This is a genomic window from Duganella hordei (genome assembly GCF_040369125.1).
GTDB lineage: Bacteria > Pseudomonadota > Gammaproteobacteria > Burkholderiales > Burkholderiaceae_D > Rugamonas > Rugamonas hordei.
In genome coordinates, this window is record NZ_BPWI01000001.1 from 570,874 (window position 1) to 593,141 (window position 22,268).

A 22,268-nucleotide genomic window follows, 5' to 3' on the forward strand; every position below is an offset into this window, starting at 1 on the left:
ATTATGCGGCGGTTCTTGGCAGGCGGATGGTGAAGGTGGTGCCGTCCGCGGCGCTGGAGGCGACGCCGAGCGTGCCGCCGTGCGCCTCGACGATGTCCTGGGCGATGTACAGCCCGAGCCCGATGCTCCTGGACGGCGGCCCGTCGGCGCTGGCTTCGACCGACAGCCTGACCATCGGAGCGAAGATCGCCGCCAGCGATTCGGCCGGAATGACATTGCCCCGGTTGTTCACCGCGATCACCACCTGCCCGGCCGTGCCGCTGGCGTCCATCGTCACCGGACCGTCGTTGGTGCCGTAGCGCGCGGCGTTGTTGAGAAGGTTGGACAGCACCTGCTGCATGCGGTGCTGGTCGAAGCTGATGGTCAGGTCGCCGGAGCCGCTCCAGCGGAACTGGCGGTTCGGATGTGCCGCCTGGGCGTCATCGAGCGCCGTGCGGCAGGTCGCGCCGATGTCGGCCATCACCGGCGCCACCGGCATCTCGCCGTCCAGCTGTGTTCTCGCGTAGTCGAGCAGGTCGTTGACCATGGAACTCATGGTGTCGACGCTGCGCTGTATCCGCGCCGCCGTCTGGTCGATCTTCAGCTCGCCCGGCGGCAAGCGCGCCAGGTAGGCCGCCGCCATCGACATCGTGGCCAGCGGGGTGCGCAGGTCATGGCCGAGTATGGCGAGGAAGGTGTCGCGCGTCTTGGCCGATTTGTTCGAATACGTCAGCACCGATTCGGCCAGCGCCTGGTCGATCGCTTCGTTGAAACGCATCATGTCGCCGGCGATTTCTTCGTTGACCGCCGACAGCTTCGGCAGCCACAGCCGCAGTACCGTGGCGCGCAGCGCGCGGTACTCGGCGGTCAGCTGGATCAGCGTAAAGCCGCTGGTGTGGCGCAGCGTGCCGTGGGTCGCGGCGGCGCTTTCCGGTCCGGTGGCCTCCGGCGCCTCGCCACGCGACTTGTCGTACTGCTCGTCCGGCGTCTCCTTGACATCGATCCCGTCCGCGATCGCCAGCAGTATCAGCTTGGCGTGGTCGCGCAGCGCCAGCGGCGACATTTGCCCATCCTTCGGTTGCAGCGTCCGCGCGAACGATTCCCACTCCACCAGGATGGTTTCTATGTTGCTGCGGATAAAGGTGGAAAGTTTCATTTGTAAGGCCTGTTCGGTAGCGCGCAAGGTGCAGCGAACCATGATAGCTTGCGCCGCTCGCAATAGCCATAGCCGTCCGCCTGCCGATACCTGGGGCACCGGAATCCGGTACCACGGATTCGTCGCTTGTCCGCCATCGGGCCGGCGCGTACAGTCCAGGTTTTCAGGAGGCGGGTGAATCGGATGGAAGGAGAAATCACAATGCGAACGCTATTCAAGCTGCTGCGTGGACGCAAATCGCCCAGCGCGGCGATCTGGTCGGCCTTTCTGCTGTGCGCGCTGTACTTCGTCTCGTGGTACATGATCGCCCACTGGTCCAACTTCCCCGGCTCGGTAATCTGAGCTAGGCGACCGTCGCGATACCGTATTTGCGCTGGGTGTGGGCGTACTGCGCCTGCAGCGCCTCCAGCGATGGATGGGCGGGGTCGATCTTGCGCATGCGTTCCAGCAGGAACGCGCATTGCTCGCCCAGCGGTACTTCCCAGCCCAGGTCGTCGAGCTGCTTGAGGATGGCCGATGTCGCCGCCGGCAGCAGCGCCATGTTGGCCGGCGCCTTGCGCAGGGCCGCGTTCAGCGTATCGACCGCCGCCCGCAGGTCGCCCTGGCTGCGCTGATCGTGCGCATGGGCGATCAACTCGTCCACCTGGTGCTTGATCTGTTCGCCCATGCCCTCGGCCAGGTCGTGGCGGCCGGCCTTTTCAAACACGTCCACCGCGTCGTCCATCGACACGCCGCTGTCGGTGTCGTTCATCAGGTTGAGCATCAATTCCGACGCCTGCTGGTCCAGCTTGACGTTCAGGCAACTGTGCACCAGGCCAATCTTCAGCCCGGTCGACAGGCCGCGCGTGGCGCCGATGGCGTTGACGGCGTTGGTCAGCTCGGTCGCCGCGCCGGCCAGGTTGCCGGCCATTTCCTGCAGCATGCCGGCCGCGATCGCGCGGCAGGCCTCCACGTTGGCGCCGCCGCGCAAGGAGCGTTCCATGTCGCGGATCACGCCGCTGGCCTGGTTGGCGTCGCCTTTCTTGACCAGCGTCTTGACCAGCTTGACGTGATCCTCGGGGTCGCGGAATTCCGAATACTTGGCCTTGGCCACCACCTGCTTGAACGCCTTCTCGGCCATGCCGACGTCGCCGGTCTCGAATGCCACTTCGCCCAGGTGCCGCAGCCGGCTGACCATGTTGGGCGAGATGGCCACCGCGTCCTCCAGGATCTTCTTGGCTTCCTCCTGCTGGCCCATGGCCTCGTGGGTACGCGCCAGCAGGTCGTAGGCCGCCATGAACTTGGGATTGTCGGCCAGCAGTTCCTGCAGGGTCTGCTGCGCCTCGACCAGCTTCTGCTGGCCGAACTGGCAGCGCGCCATGCCCAGATGCGCCCACGCGATCGGCTTGGCCATCAGGATCACCTGGTACACGATCTCGGCCTCGGCCAGCTCGCCGATGGACACCAGCAGCTCGGCGCGCAGGCGGGCGAAGTCGATCGCGTAGCGGGGATTCTTTTCCTCGCCGCCCACGCAGTCGGCGATGGCCTTGCGCACGTTGCCGTTCTCCACCAACTGGTAGACCGGCAGGAACACGTCGCGCTTGTCGACGGCCTTGCGGATGCGCTGCAGCAGCGCGTCGACGGTGAAGGGCTTGAGCACGTAGTCGGTCGGCGTCAGTTCGGCCGCGCCGATCACCTTGCTGTAGACGCCCTCGGAGGTGAGCATGATGAAGATGGTCCACGGCGCGATCAGCTTGTGCAGGCGCAGGTCCTCGAGCAGCTGCTGGCCATCCTGGCCGTTGTTCTCTCCGCTGCCGTTGCCCAGGTCGTACTCGCACAGCACGATGTCGAACGGTTTCTTGGCCAGTTGGCGGATGGCCGTGCCGGAGCTCACCGCGTATTCGATCCTGGTGATGCCCGCCTGGTTCAGCATATTGTGCAGGCTGCCGCGCATCCCAGGGTTCGGGTCGACGATCAGCACCGACAATTCACTATATTCCGCCATGTTACGTGCCTCATCTAAAGTTAAATCTAGGATACTCCATGGAAAATCAAAATGTATGAATTCAAGGCCTTAGGAGACGAAATAGACTGAAAATGTTGCTTCGCCGGCAGTTTTTGGCCGTAATTGGCGCTGTATAGAGACAACGGTAAGGGGTATAATGCGCGCAAAGGAATTCTGCAAGACAAGTATCTCGTGCTCCATCACCCTTTAATCCGCAGCCACGCTGCATCAACCATCCTCCAAATATGTTGATTCTGCCGGGCTCCAACGCCCTGTCCGCATTCCGTAGCCAACGCCTGTTAACTCAACTGCAAGCCGCGCTGCCTGCCGTCGCCGCCGTCCAGGCGCGCTATGTCCATTTCATCGACGCCGCCGCGCCGCTGTCGGCCGACGACACCAGCCGCCTGGGCGCGCTGCTGACCTACGGTGAGCCGGCCCACGCCGACAACACCGACGGCGCAGTCGAAGAGTTCTTCGTCATCCCGCGCTTCGGCACGATCTCGCCGTGGGCCTCGAAGGCCACCGACATCGTCCACAACTGCGGCATGGCGCACGTCAAGCGCGTCGAGCGCGGCATCGCCTTCCGCATCAACCTGAAGACCGGCATTTTGGGCAGCAGCATCGGCGCCGCCAAGAAGCTGTCGGAAGAAGAAGCGCAGGCTGTCGCCGCGCTGCTGCACGACCGCATGACCGAATCGGTGCTGCGCTCGCCGGACGACGCGGCCGGTTTGTTCCGCACGCTGGACGCCAAGCCGCTGGAATCGGTGGACGTGATCGGCATGGGCAAGGCCGCGCTGGAGAAGGCCAACACGGACCTGGGCCTGGCCATGTCCGACGACGAGATCGAGTACCTGGACGCCGCCTTCACCAAGGCCGGCCGCAATCCGACCGACGTCGAACTGATGATGTTCGCGCAGGCGAACTCGGAGCACTGCCGCCACAAGATCTTCAACGCCGACTGGACCATCGACGGCGTGGCGCAAACCAAGTCGCTGTTCGGCATGATCAAGAACACCCACCAGCTGCAGCCGAAAGGCACGATCGTCGCCTACAGCGACAACTCGTCGATCATGGAAGGCGCCGAAGTGATGCGCTTCTTCCCGCAGGGCGACGCGCACCAGTACGCGCCGACCACCGAGTTGACGCACACGCTGATGAAAGTGGAAACCCATAATCACCCGACCGCGATCTCCCCGTTCCCCGGCGCCTCCACCGGCGCCGGCGGCGAGATCCGCGACGAGGGCGCGACCGGCCGCGGCGCCAAGCCCAAGGCCGGCCTGACCGGCTTCACCGTATCGAACCTGATGCTGCCGGGCGCCGTGCAGGCCTGGGAAAACGATGCCGACGTCACCGCGCCGGTCAGCGATTACCGCGACAGCACCAAGGCCTACGGCAAGCCTGACCGCATCGCCTCGGCCTTGCAGATCATGATCGAAGGCCCGCTGGGCGGCGCCGCGTTCAGCAATGAATTCGGCCGTCCGGTGCTGGGCGGTTACTTCCGTACCTATGAACAGAACATCGGCAAGCAGTTCGCCGGCGCGCAGGACACCGTGTTCGGCTACCACAAGCCGATCATGATCGCCGGCGGCATCGGCAACATCTCCGGCCAGCACACGCACAAGAACGACATCCCGGTCGGCAGCCTGCTGGTGCAGCTGGGCGGTCCCGGCATGCGCATCGGCATGGGGGGCTCGGCCGCGTCGTCGATGGCCACCGGCACCAACACCGCCGACCTGGACTTCGACTCGGTCCAGCGCGGCAACCCGGAAATGGAACGCCGCGCCCAGGAAGTGATCAACGGCTGCTGGCAGCTGGGCGCCAAGAATCCGATCATCTCGATCCACGACGTCGGCGCCGGCGGCTTGTCGAACGCCTTCCCGGAAATCACCAACGACGCCAAGCGCGGCGCGATCTTCGACCTGCGCAAGATCCCGCTGGAAGAAAGCGGCATGGCGCCGAAGGAAATCTGGTCCAATGAATCGCAAGAGCGCTATGTGCTGGCGATCGCGCCGGACAGCCTGCCGATGTTCAAGGCGCTGTGCGAGCGTGAACGCTGCCTGTTTGCCGTGGTCGGCACCGCGACCGAAGAGCGCCAGCTGAAACTGATCGATCCTGAACTGGGCAACGAGCCGGTCGACATGCCGATGGACGTCCTGCTGGGCAAACCGCCGAAGATGCAGCGCGACGTACACCACGTGCAGAACGACCTGCCGGCGATCGACCTGACCGGCATGGACCTGGAAGAAGTGGCCAAGCGCGTGCTGCTGCTGCCTACCGTCGGCGACAAGTCCTTCCTGATCACCATCGGCGATCGCACCGTGGGCGGCATGTCGGTGCGCGACCAGATGGTCGGCCCATGGCAGGTGCCGGTGGCCGATTGCGCCGTCACCGCGATGAGCTTCGAGGGCTACCTGGGCGAAGCGATGGCGATGGGCGAGCGTACGCCGCTGGCCGTCATCGACGCCGCAGCGTCGGGCCGCATGGCGGTCGCCGAGGCGATCACCAACATCGCCGCCGCGCCGATCAAGGATATCTCCGACATCAAGCTGTCCGCCAACTGGATGGCCGCCTGCGGCCAGCCGGGCCAGGACGCCGCGCTGTTCGACACCGTCAAGGCGGTCGGCATGGAGCTGTGCCCGGCGCTGGGCATCAGCATCCCGGTCGGCAAGGATTCGCTGTCGATGCGCACCACGTGGAAAGACGAAAGTGACGAGAAGGCCGACAGCTTTGGCATTGCCAAAGCCGTCACTTCGCCGGTATCGCTGATCGTCTCGGCCTTCGCGCCGGTGCACGACGTGCGCAAGTCGCTGACGCCGCAGATCAAGACCGATGCCGGCGACACCGCCATCATCCTGATCGACCTCGGTCGCGGCAAGAACCGCCTGGGCGCCTCGGCGCTGTCGCTGGTCATGGGCCAGCTGGGCAACGAGACGCCGGACGTCGACAGCGCTGAAGACCTGAAAGCCTTCTTCACCGCGATCCAGCAACTGAACAACGACGGCAAGCTGCTGGCCTACCACGACCGCTCCGACGGCGGCCTGTATGGCACGCTGACCGAGATGGCCTTCGCCGGCCGCGCGGGCCTGTCGATCAACCTCGACATCCTGACGCTGGAAGAGGGCCATGGCGCCGACCAGGGCGACGCCAAGAACTGGGCCGGCCAGATCGCCGAACGCCGCAACGAGCAAACGCTGCGCGCGCTGTTCTCCGAAGAGCTGGGCGCGGTGATCCAGGTGCGCGCAGAAGAGAAGTCGCTGGTGATGGACGTGCTGCGCACCTTCAACCTCGGCGCCTGCAGCCACATCATCGGCAAGCCGAACGACCGTGGCGTGATCGAGTTCACCCGCGACGCCAAGATCATCTACGCCAAGCCGCGCGCCGAACTGCACCGCCTGTGGAGCGAGACCAGCTGGCGCATCGCCCGCCTGCGCGACAACCCGGCCTGCGCCGACGCCGAATACGACCGCATCCTGGACGTCACCGATCCCGGCATCACGCCGAAGATCACCTTCGACCTGGCGGAAAACGTGGCCGCGCCGTTCCTGGCCACCGGCGTGCGTCCGCGCGTCGCCATCCTGCGTGAGCAGGGCGTCAACTCGCACATCGAGACCGCGTACGTGATGCACCAGGCGGGCTTCAACGCCGTCGACGTGCACATGAGCGACCTGATTGCCGGCCGCGTCAAGCTGGACGACTTCCAGGGCATCATCGCCGTCGGCGGCTTCTCGTACGGCGACGTGCTGGGCGCCGGCGAGGGCTGGGCCAAGACCATCCTGTTCAACGCCGCGCTGTCCGAGCAGTTCGCCCGCTTCTTCGCGCGCACCGACAGCTTCGGCCTGGGTGTCTGCAACGGCTGCCAGATGATGAGCAATCTGAAATCCATCATCCCTGGCGCACACGCGTGGCCGAAGTTCACCACCAACAAGTCGGAGAAGTTCGAAGCCCGCTTCGCGATGGTGGAGGTGCTGGATTCGCCGTCGATCTTCTTCAACGGCATGGCCGGCACGCAAACCGCGATCGCCATCGCCCACGGCGAAGGCTATGCCGACTTCACGCAGACCGGCAACATCAGCGAAGCCGTGGCAGCGATGCGCTTCGTCGACAATCGCGGCGCCGCCACGGAAGCCTATCCGTACAATCCGAACGGCTCGCCGCAAGGCTTGACGTCGGTGACGACGGCCGACGGCCGCTTCACGGTTATGATGCCGCACGCCGAACGCGTATTCCGCTCGGTGCAGCAATCTTGGCATCCAGAATCGTGGGGTGAGGATTCGCCGTGGATGCGTATGTTCCGCAATGCCCGTAAATTCGTCGGTTAATTTAACGGCGTGCCAAATAAAAAGCCGGAGCGATCCGGCTTTTTATTTGGATAAATGCTTATTGGCCTCTCGGAAGCTAAGTGCGGATAAGCGCGGTTTTACTTTCAAGATAAATTCCCGGACTGCGTCCGGATCGTGGCGTGCATAATCCCTCAACGCCCAGCCAATTGCCTTTTGTATGAAGAATTCTTTTTCGTGCGATAACGTCAGCGCGTAATTGAATAATCGATTCGTGTCGACTTTATCGCGCCAACCTAATTGATGAAGCAAGGCGATGCGCCGCACCCACATATTATCGTGGGTGAGCGCAGCGTCCATTTCATCATGTTTATGTCGCAGCACGTCGCTGATTACCGCGGCCAGCGCGTCCACGGTATCCCACCACGATTTATTCTGTGCCAATGCAAGCAGTCGTGGAATATGCAGGATATCCATTTCTTTCCAGTGCATCGCCAGTAAATCGATCGCCACATATTGATATTCACGCTGCGGCAACTCCCATAATGCGCATGCATAATCCAGCAGATTATCCGGACCTGAGCCTTTTAAAGTCTTTAAAAGCGGCTTGGCCGCCAGCCGGCGTTGCGGCGTGCCGACGCCCAGATAATCGAATTGATCGCGCATGTAGGCGCGCATGGCAGGTGCGCGGGCGGCATCGGTGACGGCGGCGAGGGCCGCTTCAAGGTCGGCCTGGAACTGTGGATTCATGCTGCAGATTATAGCCGACTCCACGTTTTGCCCCGTAGATAAGCCGGTTCCTGGCATGAATAAGCTAAAAATTGGCATATTCAAGGTGTAAAAAAGGCGCCTCAAGAGGCGCCTTTTATAACCGCGAAACCAGTATTACTGGATCTTGGCTTTCTTGCTCAGCTCGTCGCGATAAGCGGCGATTTTGCGCTGTTGCAGGGCTTCTGCAACCTGGCCTTTAACTTCTTCCAGTGCCGGCAGTTTGGTCGCGCGGGATTCTTCCAGCTTGATCACGTGATAGCCGAATTCGGTTTTAACCGGGGTTTGGGTAATCTCGCCGTTTTTCAGTGCGACCATCGCATCAGCGAAAGGCTTGACCAGTTTGCCTGGGGTCATCCAGCCCAGGTCGCCGCCGTTATTGGCCGAACCGTCTTTCGACACTTTAGCCAATTCTTCGAATTTACCGCCGGCTTTCAGCTTGGCGATAATATCCTTGGCTTCCTGTTCGGTGGCGACCAGGATATGACGCGAGTGATATTCTTTGTCGCCCATCGCTGCTTTATACTTGTCGTATTCAGCTTTGATTTCAGTATCTTTGACTGGGTTTTTCTTTACGTAATCAGCCAGCATCGCATTGATGATAATGCTTTGACGGGCGTTTTCAATCGCGGCCTTGACTTCCGGCTTGGTGCCGAAGCCTTGCTTGTCCGCTTCCTGGATCATCACTTCGCGGCCGATCAGTTCTTTCTTGACCATTTCACGCAGTTGCGGGCTGTCAGGCTGCTGGCCTTGGGCGACGACTTGCTTGACCATCTGGTCTACCTTGGAGGCAGGAATAGCCTTGCCATTGACGGTCGCGACGTTTTGCGCGAATACCGGAGCTGCAACGACAGCGATCAGTGCTAACAACAGGCGGGCTGGCTTCAACATCATTATTAAATCCTATAAAAAATCAAGAAATCGCACTCGGGCGGTGCATTGTACCAACGCAAAATCAAAAACGGCGCCCCGCAGGGCGCCGCCTTTTGTAACATTACTGCACTTTTGCTTTCTTGACCAGTTCTTCCTGGTAAGCCTGCAGTTTCTTCTGGGTCAGCGCTTCCGCGATTTGCGGTTTCACTTCTTCCAGGGTAGGCAGCTTGGCTGGACGGATGTCGTCCACTTTGATGACGTGGAAGCCGTTCTGGGTCTGCACTGGTTTCTCGGTGACCTGGCCTTTTTGCAGGGCCACGAAGGCGGCCGAGAACGCTGGTGGGAAGGACGAAGGCGAGGCCCAGTCCAGATCGCCGCCATTGGCTGCCGAACCGGTGTCTTTCGAGGTTTTTGCCAGGTCTTCAAACTTGGCGCCGCCCTTGATCTTGGCGATCACGTCGTTGGCTTCGGCTTCGGTGCCCAGCAGGATGTGGCGGACGTGGTATTCCTTGTCGCCGGCCTGAGCGGTGAAGCGGTCGTATTCAGCCTTGATGTCGGCGTCCGACACCGGGTTTTTCTTGACGTAGTCGCCGATCAGCGAGTTGATGATGATGGCTTGACGGGCGTTTTCGATTTGCGCCTTGACCGCTGCGTCCTTGCCGAAACCTTGTTTTTCCGCTTCCTGCATCATCACTTCGCGGCCGATCAGGTCTTTCTTGATCAGTTCGCGCAGTTGTGGCGAATCAGGCTGCTGGCCTTGAGCAACGACTTGCTTGACCACGGCGTCGACGCGCGACGTTGGGATGGCTTTGCCATTAACTACGGCAACGTTTTGTGCGAAAGCAGGTACGGCGATAACGGCGAGAAGTGCAATCAGCAAACTGGCTGGCTTGAAAGTCATTATTAATTCCTGTAAGGGGAAAGTTTTAGCGAAATTGCCGGGCGGTAGGAGTTGGATCAGCTATCTGTCTTTGTGCTCAATTATTTTCGACGACGCCAACCGTTCCCACACCAAGCGTTACATCATACTTCGGACGGAGCCAATGCGGTAATGGCCAATGCATGAATTTCTTTATGCATCATATCGTGCACGGAATCATACACGAGTCGATGTCTTGTGACGAGTTTGAGGCCCTCGAATTGTAACGAAACAATTCTGACGTTGTAATGACCCCCACCGGAGGCGGCCCCGGCATGGCCGGCGTGCAGGGCGGAATCGTCTTCCAGCGTCAGCTCCACCGGCGTCAAAGCGGCCTCGAAGCGGCTGCGCATGCGCTCCATGCGCGTGTCCTTGGTCAGGTCGCTCATGCTTCATCCTTCATGTGGCGCGACAGATAAATCGTTTGCGCAACAATAAACACAAACATCAGGGCGGTCGAGCCGAAGGCTTTAAAGCTGACCCATGAACTGGTGTCGCCTTTAAACAAGACGAAGGCGACATACCAATTCAGGAAGCCCATTGCGATAAAGAAACATATCCAGGCCAGATTCAGGCGGGCCCAGATCAGGTCCGGCAATTGGATGATTTCTTCCATCGATTTGCGCATCAGGTTCTTTTTAAAGACGAACTCGCTCACCAGCAGGCCCGAGGCAAAGAACCAATACACGATACTCAGTTTCCATTTGATGAAATCCTCGTCGTGCAGGTATATCGTCAGGCCGCCGAAGAAGACAAACATGGCCAGCGAAAACCACAGCACGAAGTCGACCTTGCGGCCGCGCGCCTTGACGTAGCCGATCTGGCCCATCGTCGCCACGATGCCGACCAGCGTGGCGATGACGATCGGCGACTGCTCGGTGGTGACCGTGCCGCCAGAGACGATGCCGCTCAGGTAGGTGTTGATGAAGTGCTGGGCTGCGTCCGCGTTCCAGCCCGACAGCTTGTAGGCGACAAAGAACAGCAGCAGCGGGATCAGGTCGAACAGAAATTTCATAATGTCTTATTAGTCTTGTGGATCAAAGCGTAAAGAGGCGGAATTGATGCAATAACGCAGCCCGGTCGGCGGCGGGCCGTCCGGGAACACGTGACCCAAGTGCGCATCGCAGACCGCGCAAATGATTTCGGTGCGCAGCATACCATGCGTACGGTCGGTTTTTTCAATGACATTGGCCGGATCGAGCGCCTCGAAGTAGCTGGGCCAGCCGCAGCCCGAGTCGAATTTGGCGTCGGAACGGAACAACGGCGTATTGCAGCATACGCAGGTGTAGATGCCGTGTTCGTGATGATCCCAGAACTTGCCGGTGAAAGCGCGTTCGGTAGCCGCGTGGCGCGTGACTTGATATTCCATCGGATCCAGCATGGCGCGCCATTCGGCGTCGGATTTGGTGACTTTATTTGTCATGGCTTAGTGCTCGCTTAAGAGGAACAGCTGACTTCGAGGTGGCTTGCCCAGTCTGGGGGCAAGGCTGCGTATTGTTCGTGCTCGGGCTGTTCGTCGTATGGGCGCTGCAAAACTGACAGCAGGCGCTCAACTTCAGTAAAGTCCTTATTTTGCGCTTTTTCAATAGCCACTTGGGCCAGGTAGTTGCGCAGCACGTATTTGGGGTTGACCCGGTCCATCGCAAGCTTGCGGCTTGCATCGTCGCTGGACTCGGCCTGCAGGCGGGCGCGATATTGCAGCGCCCAGACGTCGAAGGCAGGACGGTCGATGAACAGGTCTCGCAGCGGTTCGTCGCCGCTGGCGTCGGTCGCCTTGATGCCGCTCAAACGACGGAAGAAGAGGGTGAAATCGACGCTGTTGGCGTGCATAAGCGCGAACATGGCGTCGAATAGCGCGCGGTCGGCGTCGGCGTGCTGCTCCAGCGTGGCCAGGCCCAGCTTGGCGTGCAGCAGTTCGTCCATTTTTGCGGCGAACTCGGGCTGGTAAACGTCCAGCGCGGCCTGCGCCGCTTCCACTTCGCCGATCAGCGGCAGCAGCGCCTGGCCCAGCGCGTAGCAATTCCAGTGGCCGACCTGCGGCTGGTTCGAGTACGAATAGCGGCCCTGCTGGTCGGTGTGGTTGCAGATGTGGTCGGAATCGAAAGCTTCCATGAAGCCGAACGGGCCGTAGTCCAGCGTCAGGCCGAGGATGGACATGTTATCGGTGTTCATCACGCCATGCATGAAGCCGACCGCCTGCCATTGCGCGATCATGTGCGCGGTGCGGCGCGAGACTTCGGCCAGCAAGGCCTGGTACGGATTTTCCGCGTCGCGCAGCTCGGGATAGAAGCGGTCGATGACGTAATTGGCCAGTATCTTCAATTCTTCCGGCTTCTTGCGGTAAAACCAGTGCTCGAACGAGCCGAAGCGCACGAAGGTCGGCGCCATGCGCACCACCACGGCCGACGTCTCGACCGTCTCGCGCATCACGCCCTGGTCGGAACCTGCCACCGACAACGCGCGCGAGGTGGGAATGCCCAGCGCATGCATCGCCTCGGAGCACAGGAATTCGCGGATCGACGAGCGCAGCACGGCACGGCCGTCGCCCATGCGCGAGTAGGGCGTCAGGCCGGCGCCTTTCCATTGCAGTTCCATCGGCCCTTCGTTGGTGGCGACGTCGCCAAACAGCATGGCGCGGCCGTCGCCCAGCTGGCCGGCCCAGACGCCGAACTGGTGGCCGGAATACACGGCAGCCAGCGGCAGCGCGCGCTCCGGCGCGGCGTTGCCGATCAGGACGTCGAGGCCGTCGGCGACCTGGGCCGGCGTGAGTCCGATCAAGTCGGCGGCGGGCGCGCTGACGGCGACCAGATACGGCGCCGGCAGCGGCGTCGGCATCAGGCGGGTGTAGAAGGCGGGCGGCAGGGACGCGAAGGAATTGTCCAGCGGCAGTTTTGAGGCAGTAATGGCGGTTCCCGTTCTGTGTAAGGGCGTAAGCCGTCAATTTTACCGCACGCCATGGCTGCTGCAATGCAGCATCGAAAACCATTGACGCTGAGCGCGGCCGCGCCACAAACTTGTTCATATAAAATTAACTTTTCCCGAGGCAGCCATGTATCCCCAGAGTCCATTGATGGGCCAGATGATGAACCAGCCACTGCTGGTGTCCGGCATCCTCGAATTCGCCGCCCGCCACTACGCCAACAGCGAGATCGTCTCGCGGCGCGTCGAGGGCGACCTGCACCGCTACACCTTCCGCGACTGCCACCAGCGCGCCAAGCGCCTGGCCAACGCGCTGCAGGGCCTGGGCGTGCGCATGGGCGAGCGCGTCGGCACGCTGGCGTGGAACGGCTACCGCCACCTGGAGGCCTACTACGGCGTGTCCGGTTCCGGCGCCGTGCTGCATACGATCAATCCGCGCCTGCATCCCGAACAGCTGGCCTACATTTGCAACCACGCCGAAGACCAGTACCTGCTGTTCGATTTTTGCTTCCTGCCGCTGGTGGAAGCGTTCGCGCCCCACTGCAAGACCATCAAGGGCTTCATCCTGCTGGGCGAGGCCGACCGCCTGCCGGCCGACAGCCAGATCCCCAACCTGATGTCCTACGAGGACCTGATCAACGCCCACTCGGACGATTACCGGTGGCCGCTGTTCGACGAGAACTCCGCCAGCACGCTGTGCTACACCTCCGGCACCACCGGCAATCCGAAGGGCGTGCTGTACTCGCACCGCTCCACGGTGCTGCATGCCTACGCGTCGGCGCTGCCCAACGTGCTCAACGTGTCGTCGCGCGACACCGTGATGCCGGTGGTGCCCATGTTCCACGTCAACGCCTGGGGCTTGCCGTATTCGATGCCGCTGTCGGGCGCCAAGATGGTGTTCCCCGGCGGCGCGCTGGACGGCAAGTCGGTCTACGACCTGATGGAAAGCGAAAAGGTCACATTCTCGGCTGGCGTGCCGACCGTGTGGCTGGGCCTGCTCAACTACGCGATCCAGAACAAGCTGAAGTTCTCCACCTTCCGCCGCACGGTGATCGGCGGTTCGGCCTGTCCGCCGGCGATGATGAACACGCTGATCGACGAGTTCGGCGTCGAGGTCATCCATGGCTGGGGCATGACCGAGATGTCGCCGCTGGGCACCACCGGCGGCCTGCTGTGCAAGCACCTGGAACTGCCGAAGGCGGAGCAGCGCAAGATCCTGCAAAAGCAGGGCCATGCGATCTACGGCGTCGACATGAAGATCGTCGACGACGACGGCAAGGAATTGCCGTGGGACGGCGTCAGCTACGGCCACCTGCTGGTCAAGGGGCCGTGGGTGGTGGCACGCTACTTCAAGGACGAGGGCGGCGACGTGCTGGAGGATGGCTGGTTCCCGACCGGCGACGTAGCCACCATCGATGTCGATGGCTTCATGCAGATCACCGACCGCAGCAAGGATGTCATCAAGTCCGGCGGCGAATGGATAGGCACCATCGACCTGGAAAACGTCGCCATGTCGCACCCGGCGGTGATGCAGGCGGCCTGCATCGGCGTCGCCCATCCGAAATGGGACGAGCGGCCGCTGCTGGTGGTGGTGCGCCGGCCCGGGCAGGAAGTAACCCGTGAAGAGTTGCTGGCCCATTTCACCGGCAAGGTGGCCAAGTGGTGGCTGCCGGACGACGTGGTGTTCGCCGATGCCTTGCCAGTCGGCGGCACCGGCAAGATCCAGAAAAACAAGCTGCGCGAGCAGTACCGCGACCACAAGCTGCCCGGCGCCTGATCCAATTTATTTTGCCATCCCGGCGTGCTCCGCGGTGTGGGTCGCCAGCGGCAGCTCGGGCAGGAAATACAGCATCAGCAAGCCCAGCCCGACCAGCACGGTGCCGGTGGCGAAGATGCTGGCGATCGCATGGCGATAGACGTCGGCGGTCGCCGCCTGTCCGTGCAGCCGCTGCGCCAGGATCGCGCCGGACCCCGTCACGCCGACCAGGCCGCCCAGCGAACGGAAGAAGGCCAGCATCGCCGTGCCGACGCCGCGCCGCGTGGCGGGCAGGGCGTTCTGCACCGCCATCGTCATGTTAGGCATCACCAGCCCCAGGCCGGCGCCGAGCACGAAAATGGCCGGCTCCAGCACCATGTAGCCGGCCGAGGTCGAGATGGACCAGGCCAGCACGCCGAACGACAGCGTCGCCAGGCTCAGGCCGATGATTTGCGCCGGCTTGTAGCGGCCGCCCGACTTGGCCAGCACGCGGCCGTTCAGCGTGGACGAGATCACCAGGCCGACCATCATCGGCATCGTCAGCAGGCCCGAGTTGGCGGGGCTGACGCCCATCACCATCTGGAACAGCAGCGGGAAGAACACGCTGGAGCCCATCATGCCGACGAAGGTCAGCGCCAGCACGATGCTGGCCACGTTGAACACGCGGTTCTGGAACAGGTCAGGGGGCAGCACCGGCTCGGGCACGCGGCGCACGTGGGCCAGCAACGCGGCCGCCAGTGCCGCCGACAGCAGGCTCAGGAACTTCACTTCGTGCGAATCCCACGGCCATTCGGTGCCGCCCAGCGCCAGCACCAGCAGCGCAGCCGTCACGGCGCCGGTCATCAGCGCCGATCCCAGGTAGTCGATCTTGTGCGCGTGGTGCGGACGGTCGCCGTGCATGGACTTGGCGATGACGTACAGCGCCAGCGCGCCGACCGGCAGGTTGACGTAGAAGATCCAGTGCCATGACAGCCAGTCGGTCAGCAGGCCGCCCAACACCGGCCCCAGCACGCTGGTCACCGCGTACACGGCGGCGATGCTGCCCTGGCGCTTGCCGCGTTCGGCCGGCGGTATCAAATCGCCGATGACGATCTGCGCCAGCGGCAGGAAACCGCCCGCGCCCAGGCCCTGTATGGCGCGGAAGGCGATCAGCTGGAACATGTTCTGCGCCAGGCCGCACAGCATCGAGCCGGCCAGGAAAGTGATGATGGCGGTGTACAGCAGCGGCTTGCGGCCGTACTGGTCGCTGAGCTTGCCGTACAGCGGCATGGTGGCGGTCGATGCCAGCACATAGGCCGTCACCACCCACGACAGATGGGTCATGCCGCCCAGGTCCGATACGATGCGCGGCAACGCGGTGGCGACGATGCTCTGGTCCAGCGCGGACAGGGCGATCATGATGACCAGCCCCAGGTAGATGACGCGGATTTCTTTTGCCGTGGCAGGTGCGGTGGAAGTGGTCATTCGCCGATCTCGTTGAGGTAAATAAGTGCGTCGCGCAGCGCCTGCGCGCCTTCCGGCGGCAGCTGCGCCAGCTTGCGCGCCAGCCAGTCGCGGCGGCGGTTGCGGATGTCTGCCAGCACGGCGGCGCCGTGTTCGCTCAGCAGCAGGCCGCTGCGGCGGCGGTCTTCCGGATCGGGCGTATCGCGCCGTATCAGTCCGGCCGCTTCCAGTGCCTTGATGTGGCCGCTCATGGTCGGCCCGCGCAGCTTTTCCATGCGCGCCAGCTCGGCCACGCCGATGCCCGGCGTCTGGCTGATGGTCGACAGCAGCATCCTGTGCTGCAGCGACAGGCCGGACGGATCGCTGTCGCCCTCATGGCGGATGCGGCGAAATACGTGATGCAGGACGTTGCGCAACTCGTCGGCCAGCGCGATGGCTTCTTGCGGAACAGGTTTTTCCATGGGATAGAGTAAAGATAGGTAGGTTACCTATCTATCTTAACGCTGACGCCGCCGGATTTCAAGGCAAAAAAAGCCCGGCGGCGGCCGGGCGAGGGGAGGAGACGTTCTTTACTGCTTCATTTGAGGGCGCCGAACACTTTTCCTATGAGCTTGCTGCCCTGTCCGAGAGGATCGGCGCGGATGGCTTTTTCTTCTTCACCTATCATCGTGTACAGGCCGTCCAGCGCGCGCTGGGTGACGTAGCCTTCGACCGTGCTCTGGTCCTTGGCCAGCATGCCCATTTTCGGCGCCAGCGCCATCGTGGCGTTGTACTTGTTGGCCAGGTCGGAGCGGTCGGTGACCTTCTTCACGATCGGCAGGAACTGCACCGCCAGCTTGGGCGAGGTCTTCTCGCGGAAGAAGTCGGTCACCGAAGTGTCGCCGCCGGTCAGGATGTTCTTGGCGTCGGTGACCGTCATCGACTTGACCGCGTCCAGCAGCAGCGGCTTGGCCATCGGCACGGCCGCCTCGGCCGCGTGGTTCATCTGCACCACCAGGTCGTCGAGCTGCTGCCCCTTGCCGGTCATCTTCAGCAGCGGGCGCGCCTGCTCCAGGATCTTCGGCAGCGGAATGCGCACCTTGGCGTTGTTCAGGAAACCCCCGTCCGTGCCGAGCTTGGAGACCGCCATCGAAGAGCCCTGTTCCAGCGCCGCCTTCAAGCCGCCGGATGCGTCCTGGTTGGTCAAATCGGCCAGCGACAGCGCATAGGCGCTGGCGGCCAGCAGGCTCAGGGGAATCAACACGGCGATGGCGCGGCGTGGCATGGACATAGTCAACCTCGGAAAAAGTAAGCCGCCGGCGGCTGCCGGCACGGTCCCACTTTACTCCAGCGGCGCTCATGCCGCCAGCGCCGGAATCTCGCGTGCCAATCGTTGCAGCAGGCGGCCGCACTCGAACACGCTGAGCGTCTGGTGGTTGTCGCCGTCGCCCTCGATATCGATGACTTCCTCCATCTCGCTGCGCGGATCGCCTTGCGCGCTGGTGTTGCGCATCATCTTGGGCGCCGTGAAGCGCCGGCTGTCGTTGACCGTCATGATGTTCTCGACGGCGTCCACCATCAGGCCGTAGAGTTCTTCGCCGCGCTCGATGACCAGGATCTTGGCCTGGCCGCTGTGCTCCAGCGCGGGCATCCGGTACAGGCTGCGCAAGTCGATCACGCTGATCATTTGCTGGCGCAGGTTCAGCATGCCGCGCATGAAGTCCGGCATGCCCGGCGGCCGCGTGATGTCGTCGGAAAAATCGATAATCTCGCGCACCTGCTTGATCTCCACCGCGTAGGTGTTCTCCAGCGCGAAGGTGATGTAGACCTGGCGCTGGCTGCGCTTGGCATCCTGCTGCCGCGCCGGCGTCGTGCCGGTTTGGTCCTTGGGATACAGGTTGGCGTGGCCGGTGCGCATTTCCTGGATCTCGGTGCTGCTGAAGATTTCACGGTGATTGAGGAAGATGATGTCGCCCAGCCCCGGCTTGGCGATGCAGCCGCCGAACATGCCGGCGCGCGCCTTGCTCAGCAGCGGTATCGCCATCAGCTCTTCGCTGTAGAAGTTGACGATGCTGTCGACCGAGTCGACCAGGAAGCCGATGGTTGCGTCGTCGATGCGGGCGATGACGATGCGCTGGTCGGCATGGAGCTCGCGCGTGGTTGGCGCTGCGCTCAGCAGGGCGGTGAAATCGACCACCGCCACCTGGCTGCCGCGAAAATTGATGCGGCCCAGGCACAGCGCGCTGTTCAATATCGACGCCTGCAGTTCCGGCACGCGGATGATCTCCTGGATCGCGCTCATCTCGAACGCGAACGACGACGCGCCGACGCGGAAGCTGACGCACTGGCGCCGCTCGCCCTGGCTGCGCTGCGCCGCCTGCCTGCCGGCTCCCTGCAGCGCCAACACCTGCGGCACGTTCTCGATGCGCACCAGCGCGGCCGGATCCAGCACCTGCACCAGGCGGGCGCCGTCGCTGAGCAGGATGGTGCCGGCCACCACGCCGTGGGCGTCGCCGTTGGCGTAGCTCAGCGTGCTGCGCTGCTCGCGCCGCACGCGCAGGATCTCGCCGGTGGCATGGAACAGGATGCCGACCAGCACGCCCTGGAAGTCGAGGATGGCGATCTTGTCGCTGGCTTCGGCGCCGCGCGCGTCCGCGCTGAACACGCGGCCCAGGTTGACCACCGGGATCACCGCGCCGCGCAGGGTGAACACGCCTTCGAGGAACTTCGGCGACAGCGGCAGCGCGCTGACCTTGTCCGGGAAATTGACCACCTCGCGGATACAGCTGGCGGGCAGCGCGAATTCATCCGCGCCGAGCACAAAGGAGCCGAACAATTCGGTGGCGCTGTCAGTTGCTTGCATGGCGGAGGTCCTGTGGATGGTTGCCGATCTCGCAGATGGCGTAGCTGTGGGTGGCGCAATCGATGGTCATGGTGCGGCCGCACTCGCCGCCGACGCGGCAATAGCGCACGGTCAAGCCGTGCAGGCTCAGGTATTTGTGGGCGGCTGCGGCGTTTTGCGTGCCAATCTGCAAGCGGCTGGTGTAGTTGCCGAGCATGTTGGCACCGCCCGCCACGATCACCTCGATATCGGGATAGTCGGCTTCGGTGGCGCCCATCATCATCAGCAGCGACGGCACCGCCTGGCTGACGTAGCGCGCGCCCAGTTCAGCCTGCAATTCCGGCGCTTCCGGCAGCAGGCAATGGGCCAGTCCGCAGCGGCCGCGCTTTCTCCAGATGAAGCCGATGCCGATGCAGGAGCCCAGCAGGGCTTGCAGCTGGCCGGTGCGGGCGCCTATCTTCAGTTTGCCCATGGTCACCTGCAGGCATTGCGGCGGCACCGCCGGGCCGGGGCCCAGCGCTCCGGCGCGCGGATTGGGAATGATGTGGTGTGTGATCACGGCGTTGCTCGCTTATCCATCGTATAAACCATCGGCCGCTCGCAGTGGTAGGGCAGGTTGAGGCCGCGGATCGACTCGGACTCGCCCAGGATCAGGCGCGAATCGGGCGTCATGCTGTGGCGGACCTGCTGCAACACCGTTTCCTGGTGCTCCTGGTCAAAGTAGATCAGCACGTTGCGCAAGAACACCAGGTCGAATTTCTTGTGCGGCTTGAGCGGCGCCAGCAGGTTGTGCTGCGCCAGCTCGACGTTCCTTTTCAATGCATCCACCACTTGCAGGCCTTTGCTGCCGGGCTTGAAATATTTTTTCACCCAGTCCGGATGCGTGCTGAGGATGCGTTCGACGGAACGCCCGGCATAGTCGCCGGCGCGCGCCTGCTCCAGCACCTGCCGCGAAATGTCGGTCGCATGGATGCGGTAGGTGAAGCCGGGGTGGGCCGCCTGGAATTCCTCGCACAGCATGGCCATCGAATACAGTTCCTCGCCGCTGGACGCCGCCGCCGACCAGACCTTCAGGCATCCGCCCGGCTGCGCCTGCCACCATTGCGGCAGGAACACCTGCTCCACGTAGTCCCACACCTGCGGCGTGCGGAAGAACAGCGTGTCGTTGGTGGTCACCAGGTCGATAAAGTGCGGAATCTCCGAACGGTCCTGTTCCACCTTGTCCAGGTAGGCCTGGTAGCTGCCTATCGCCAGCGCCTGCATCCTTGGCCGCAGGCGCCCCTCCAGCAGCACGCTTTTGCGCTCCGTCATCGCGATGCCGGTGTGTTTGCGCACCAGCGCGATCAGCGCGCTCAGCGTCGCCGGGTTCAGTCCGGCGCTGCTGTCCACGGTTAGACCACGAAGCCGGCGACGGTTTTATTCAGGTCCCCGGCGCGTTGGTTGAGCCCCTCGGTCGAGCGGGCGATGCTGTCGCAGGCGGCCGCCGATTTTTCCGCTTCCTCGGCGATGTATTGCACCGCCGTGCTCACTTCGCGCGCCGTCAACAGCTGCTCGTTGGTGGCTTTGGAGATGTCGGAAATGGCCACCGTGGTCTGGGCGACGCCGGCCACGATCTTGTCGAACGCGTCGCTGGCCTGGCGCGAGATCTCGCTGCCGGCCGAGACCCGCTTGACCGACTCGTTGATCAGCTTGGAGATTTCCTTGGTCGCCTGCGACGAGCGCTCGGCCAGCTTGCGCACCTCGTCGGCCACCACCGAGAAGCCCAGGCCGTGCTCGCCGGCGCGCGCCGCCTCGATGGCCGCGTTGAAGGCCAGCATATTGGTCTGGTTGGCGATCTCGCTGATCACCTTGACGATCTCGCCGATGTCTTCCGACGAGCGGTTGATCAGGTCCATCGCCTCGATCGACTTGGCCACCGCCTTGGCGCCGGCCTCGGCCTCGCGCTGGGTGGTCTTGGCTAAGGTATCGGCGCCGGTGGTGCTGTTGGCGATCGAATTGATGGAGTTGGTCAGGCCGTCGATGGAGGCGTTCATCTCCTCGACCGTGGCGCCCAGCGCCTGGGTGCCGACGGCGACGCCGTTGCAACGCTCGGCGATGGTGGTCGAGGCCTCGGACAGGCCGCCGGCCGAGGCCACCACGTCGCCGATCACCTTGCGCAGGTCGGCGATCATCTTGCTGATGCCTTCGGCCAGATGGTCCAGCGGCTCATCGCCATCGACGGCGATCTTGCTGGTCAGGTCGCCATGCGCGGCGCGCTCGACCGACTCCAGCAGGCGCTTGATCTTGGCGCCGTCCGATTCCGCCTTGGCCGCCACCGAGACTTCCAGGTTGACCTGGGCCGTGATATCGGTCGCGAATTTGACAATCTTATAAGGTTTGCCATTCAAATCGAGTATCGGATTATAAGTCGCCTGTATCCATATGGTTTTGCCATTATTGCCGATTCGTTTATATCGGCCGCTGTCGAATTCGCCACGATTCAATTTTTGCCAGAACCGTTTATATTCTGAACTATTAATATATTCGGGCTCGCAGAACATGCGATGGTGCTCGCCCTTAATATCCTCCAGCGTATAACCCATGACATTCAGGAAATTATCGTTGGCATTCAGCACATGCCCGCCCATGTCGAACTCGATCACCGCCTGCGCCTTGGAGATGGCGTCGACCTTGCCTTCGTATTCGGAGCTCTTGAGCTTGCTGTCGGTGATCACTGTGGCGAACTTGATGACTTTGTAGGCCTTGCCATCGGCGTCGATGATCGGGTTGTAGGATGCGTTGATCCACACCTCGCGGCCGCCCTTGGCGAAGCGCTTGTAGTCGCCGCGGTCGAACTCGCCGCGCCCCAGGCGGGCCCACAGGTCCTTGTACTCCGCCGTCTTGACGTACTCGGGATCGCAGAAGATCGAGTGATGCTTGCCCTGGACTTCCTCCAGCGTGTAGCCGACAGTGGCGAGGAAATTGTCGTTGGCATGCAGGATGGTGCCGTCCAGTCCGAACTCGATCAGCGCTTGCACGCGGTTCAGCGCGGTGTTAATAGCTTGAATATCCAGATCCTGCGATTTGATTACCTGGCTATGCGCGTCCATATGGAGTCCTGTTATATTTGGAGAGAATTTAATCCAAGAAGTTATTGGATTTTCCGCATTAATATTCAGCCGAATTCCCATAAAACACAAGAGCTTGCCGAAAGTTTTAATTGGCCGTGTACTTTATTTGCCACGTGGAATTAATGGTGGCTTATGTTTTAAGCAGTGTTTTCTCTTATTCACAAAGCGCTATCGCCGCATTCAAAAGCGGTGGCCGGAAAGACAAGTTTGCATGGCTGGCTGGCGGGCCATCCTGTACCATGTAAGAACGCCAACAAAAAAAA

Annotated in this window: 19 protein-coding genes and 1 pseudogene; 3 read left to right on the forward strand and 17 right to left on the reverse strand. The window is 62.4% G+C overall.

What is annotated here, in order from left to right; all coding sequences use genetic code 11:
* Position 1: 1 nt before the first annotated feature.
* Positions 2 to 1,135, reverse strand: a complete 1,134-nt coding sequence (locus ABWW33_RS02435) for a sensor histidine kinase (protein ID WP_353398467.1) — start codon at positions 1,133 to 1,135, stop codon at positions 2 to 4.
* 201 nt (positions 1,136 to 1,336) lie between these two features.
* Between ABWW33_RS02435 and ABWW33_RS02440 the strand changes: the two genes are divergently transcribed.
* Positions 1,337 to 1,477, forward strand: a complete 141-nt coding sequence (locus ABWW33_RS02440) for a hypothetical protein (RefSeq protein WP_176650624.1) — start codon at positions 1,337 to 1,339, stop codon at positions 1,475 to 1,477.
* A 1-nt stretch (position 1,478) separates the two neighbouring features.
* On the opposite strand, the gene ABWW33_RS02445 is transcribed toward ABWW33_RS02440, so the two are convergent.
* Entirely contained in the window at positions 1,479 to 3,119 is a 1,641-nt protein-coding gene (locus tag ABWW33_RS02445) for a response regulator (protein WP_176650625.1), read from the reverse strand.
* 245 nt (positions 3,120 to 3,364) lie between these two features.
* On the opposite strand from ABWW33_RS02445, the gene purL reads away from it, so the two are divergent.
* Positions 3,365 to 7,438, forward strand: a complete 4,074-nt coding sequence (gene purL, locus ABWW33_RS02450) for a phosphoribosylformylglycinamidine synthase (protein WP_353398471.1) — start codon at positions 3,365 to 3,367, stop codon at positions 7,436 to 7,438.
* A gap of 42 nt (positions 7,439 to 7,480) precedes the next feature.
* Here purL and ABWW33_RS02455 read toward each other — a convergent pair whose 3' ends face one another.
* The 7 genes from ABWW33_RS02455 to ABWW33_RS02485 all read right to left on the reverse strand — a co-directional run bounded on the left by ABWW33_RS02455 (position 7,481) and on the right by ABWW33_RS02485 (position 12,860).
* Complete coding sequence (locus tag ABWW33_RS02455) at positions 7,481 to 8,146, reverse strand: DNA alkylation repair protein (protein WP_353398474.1); 666 nt, start codon at positions 8,144 to 8,146, stop codon at positions 7,481 to 7,483.
* A gap of 135 nt (positions 8,147 to 8,281) precedes the next feature.
* Positions 8,282 to 9,058 carry a foldase protein PrsA gene (locus ABWW33_RS02460; RefSeq protein WP_176650628.1) on the reverse strand — a complete coding sequence of 259 codons (777 nt, stop codon included), beginning with the start codon at positions 9,056 to 9,058 and terminating at the stop codon, positions 8,282 to 8,284.
* A 100-nt stretch (positions 9,059 to 9,158) separates the two neighbouring features.
* Entirely contained in the window at positions 9,159 to 9,938 is a 780-nt protein-coding gene (locus ABWW33_RS02465) for a peptidylprolyl isomerase (protein ID WP_176650629.1), read from the reverse strand.
* 122 nt (positions 9,939 to 10,060) lie between these two features.
* Positions 10,061 to 10,345 (reverse strand): BolA family protein, encoded by a 285-nt coding sequence (locus ABWW33_RS02470; RefSeq protein WP_353398479.1) that lies wholly within the window; start codon positions 10,343 to 10,345, stop codon positions 10,061 to 10,063.
* A complete protein-coding gene (locus ABWW33_RS02475) occupies positions 10,342 to 10,971 on the reverse strand; it encodes a septation protein A (protein ID WP_176650631.1) in 630 nt (209 codons plus the stop codon). Before ABWW33_RS02475 ends, ABWW33_RS02470 begins: the two co-directional genes overlap by 4 nt.
* 9 nt (positions 10,972 to 10,980) lie before the next feature.
* Positions 10,981 to 11,379: a peptide-methionine (R)-S-oxide reductase MsrB gene (msrB, locus tag ABWW33_RS02480; protein WP_176650632.1), complete on the reverse strand. Its 399-nt coding sequence runs from the start codon at positions 11,377 to 11,379 to the stop codon at positions 10,981 to 10,983.
* A gap of 14 nt (positions 11,380 to 11,393) precedes the next feature.
* On the reverse strand, positions 11,394 to 12,860 hold the full coding sequence (locus ABWW33_RS02485) for a protein adenylyltransferase SelO (RefSeq protein ID WP_444550979.1): 1,467 nt from the start codon (positions 12,858 to 12,860) through the stop codon (positions 11,394 to 11,396).
* Positions 12,861 to 13,005: 145 nt separating this feature from the next.
* Here ABWW33_RS02485 and ABWW33_RS02490 point away from each other — a divergent pair, with 145 nt between their 5' ends.
* On the forward strand, positions 13,006 to 14,652 hold the full coding sequence (locus tag ABWW33_RS02490; RefSeq protein ID WP_353398483.1) for a 3-(methylthio)propionyl-CoA ligase: 1,647 nt from the start codon (positions 13,006 to 13,008) through the stop codon (positions 14,650 to 14,652).
* A gap of 6 nt (positions 14,653 to 14,658) precedes the next feature.
* Here the strand turns inward: ABWW33_RS02490 and ABWW33_RS02495 are convergent, their stop codons facing one another.
* From ABWW33_RS02495 to ABWW33_RS02525, 8 genes and pseudogenes are all read right to left on the reverse strand, one after another.
* On the reverse strand, positions 14,659 to 16,095 hold the full coding sequence (locus ABWW33_RS02495; RefSeq protein WP_353398486.1) for an MDR family MFS transporter: 1,437 nt from the start codon (positions 16,093 to 16,095) through the stop codon (positions 14,659 to 14,661).
* Entirely contained in the window at positions 16,092 to 16,535 is a 444-nt protein-coding gene (locus ABWW33_RS02500) for a MarR family winged helix-turn-helix transcriptional regulator (RefSeq protein WP_353398489.1), read from the reverse strand. The genes ABWW33_RS02495 and ABWW33_RS02500 overlap by 4 nt, the downstream gene beginning before the upstream one ends.
* A 116-nt stretch (positions 16,536 to 16,651) precedes the next feature.
* Complete coding sequence (locus tag ABWW33_RS02505) at positions 16,652 to 17,344, reverse strand: DUF4197 domain-containing protein (protein ID WP_353398492.1); 693 nt, start codon at positions 17,342 to 17,344, stop codon at positions 16,652 to 16,654.
* Between the two features lie 66 nt (positions 17,345 to 17,410).
* Positions 17,411 to 17,950 carry a chemotaxis protein CheW gene (locus ABWW33_RS33105; protein ID WP_444550980.1) on the reverse strand — a complete coding sequence of 180 codons (540 nt, stop codon included), beginning with the start codon at positions 17,948 to 17,950 and terminating at the stop codon, positions 17,411 to 17,413.
* Positions 17,951 to 18,001: 51 nt separating this feature from the next.
* Positions 18,002 to 18,916 (reverse strand): annotated as a pseudogene (locus ABWW33_RS33110) (chemotaxis protein CheW); the annotation flags it as partial.
* Positions 18,903 to 19,454 carry a chemotaxis protein CheD gene (locus ABWW33_RS02515; RefSeq protein ID WP_353398497.1) on the reverse strand — a complete coding sequence of 184 codons (552 nt, stop codon included), beginning with the start codon at positions 19,452 to 19,454 and terminating at the stop codon, positions 18,903 to 18,905. The gene ABWW33_RS02515 and the pseudogene ABWW33_RS33110, both read right to left, overlap by 14 nt.
* Entirely contained in the window at positions 19,451 to 20,284 is an 834-nt protein-coding gene (locus ABWW33_RS02520; RefSeq protein WP_353398500.1) for a CheR family methyltransferase, read from the reverse strand. Before ABWW33_RS02520 ends, ABWW33_RS02515 begins: the two co-directional genes overlap by 4 nt.
* Before the next feature lie 2 nt (positions 20,285 to 20,286).
* Positions 20,287 to 21,984, reverse strand: a complete 1,698-nt coding sequence (locus tag ABWW33_RS02525) for a methyl-accepting chemotaxis protein (RefSeq protein WP_353398503.1) — start codon at positions 21,982 to 21,984, stop codon at positions 20,287 to 20,289.
* Between the last annotated feature and the right edge of the window lie 284 nt (positions 21,985 to 22,268).

Excerpts from the sequence above, each read along its gene's own strand:
- ABWW33_RS02435 (WP_353398467.1), bottom strand. The coding sequence starts at position 1,135 with ATGAAACTTTCCACCTTTATCCGCAGCAACATAGAAACCATCCTGGTG.
- ABWW33_RS02440 (WP_176650624.1), top strand. The coding sequence starts at position 1,337 with ATGCGAACGCTATTCAAGCTGCTGCGTGGACGCAAATCGCCCAGCGCG.
- ABWW33_RS02445 (WP_176650625.1), bottom strand. The coding sequence starts at position 3,119 with ATGGCGGAATATAGTGAATTGTCGGTGCTGATCGTCGACCCGAACCCT.
- purL (WP_353398471.1), top strand. The coding sequence starts at position 3,365 with ATGTTGATTCTGCCGGGCTCCAACGCCCTGTCCGCATTCCGTAGCCAA.
- ABWW33_RS02455 (WP_353398474.1), bottom strand. The coding sequence starts at position 8,146 with ATGAATCCACAGTTCCAGGCCGACCTTGAAGCGGCCCTCGCCGCCGTC.
- ABWW33_RS02460 (WP_176650628.1), bottom strand. The coding sequence starts at position 9,058 with ATGATGTTGAAGCCAGCCCGCCTGTTGTTAGCACTGATCGCTGTCGTT.
- ABWW33_RS02465 (WP_176650629.1), bottom strand. The coding sequence starts at position 9,938 with ATGACTTTCAAGCCAGCCAGTTTGCTGATTGCACTTCTCGCCGTTATC.
- ABWW33_RS02470 (WP_353398479.1), bottom strand. The coding sequence starts at position 10,345 with ATGAGCGACCTGACCAAGGACACGCGCATGGAGCGCATGCGCAGCCGC.
- ABWW33_RS02475 (WP_176650631.1), bottom strand. The coding sequence starts at position 10,971 with ATGAAATTTCTGTTCGACCTGATCCCGCTGCTGCTGTTCTTTGTCGCC.
- msrB (WP_176650632.1), bottom strand. The coding sequence starts at position 11,379 with ATGACAAATAAAGTCACCAAATCCGACGCCGAATGGCGCGCCATGCTG.
- ABWW33_RS02490 (WP_353398483.1), top strand. The coding sequence starts at position 13,006 with ATGTATCCCCAGAGTCCATTGATGGGCCAGATGATGAACCAGCCACTG.
- ABWW33_RS02495 (WP_353398486.1), bottom strand. The coding sequence starts at position 16,095 with ATGACCACTTCCACCGCACCTGCCACGGCAAAAGAAATCCGCGTCATC.
- ABWW33_RS02500 (WP_353398489.1), bottom strand. The coding sequence starts at position 16,535 with ATGGAAAAACCTGTTCCGCAAGAAGCCATCGCGCTGGCCGACGAGTTG.
- ABWW33_RS02505 (WP_353398492.1), bottom strand. The coding sequence starts at position 17,344 with ATGTCCATGCCACGCCGCGCCATCGCCGTGTTGATTCCCCTGAGCCTG.
- ABWW33_RS02525 (WP_353398503.1), bottom strand. The coding sequence starts at position 21,984 with ATGGACGCGCATAGCCAGGTAATCAAATCGCAGGATCTGGATATTCAA.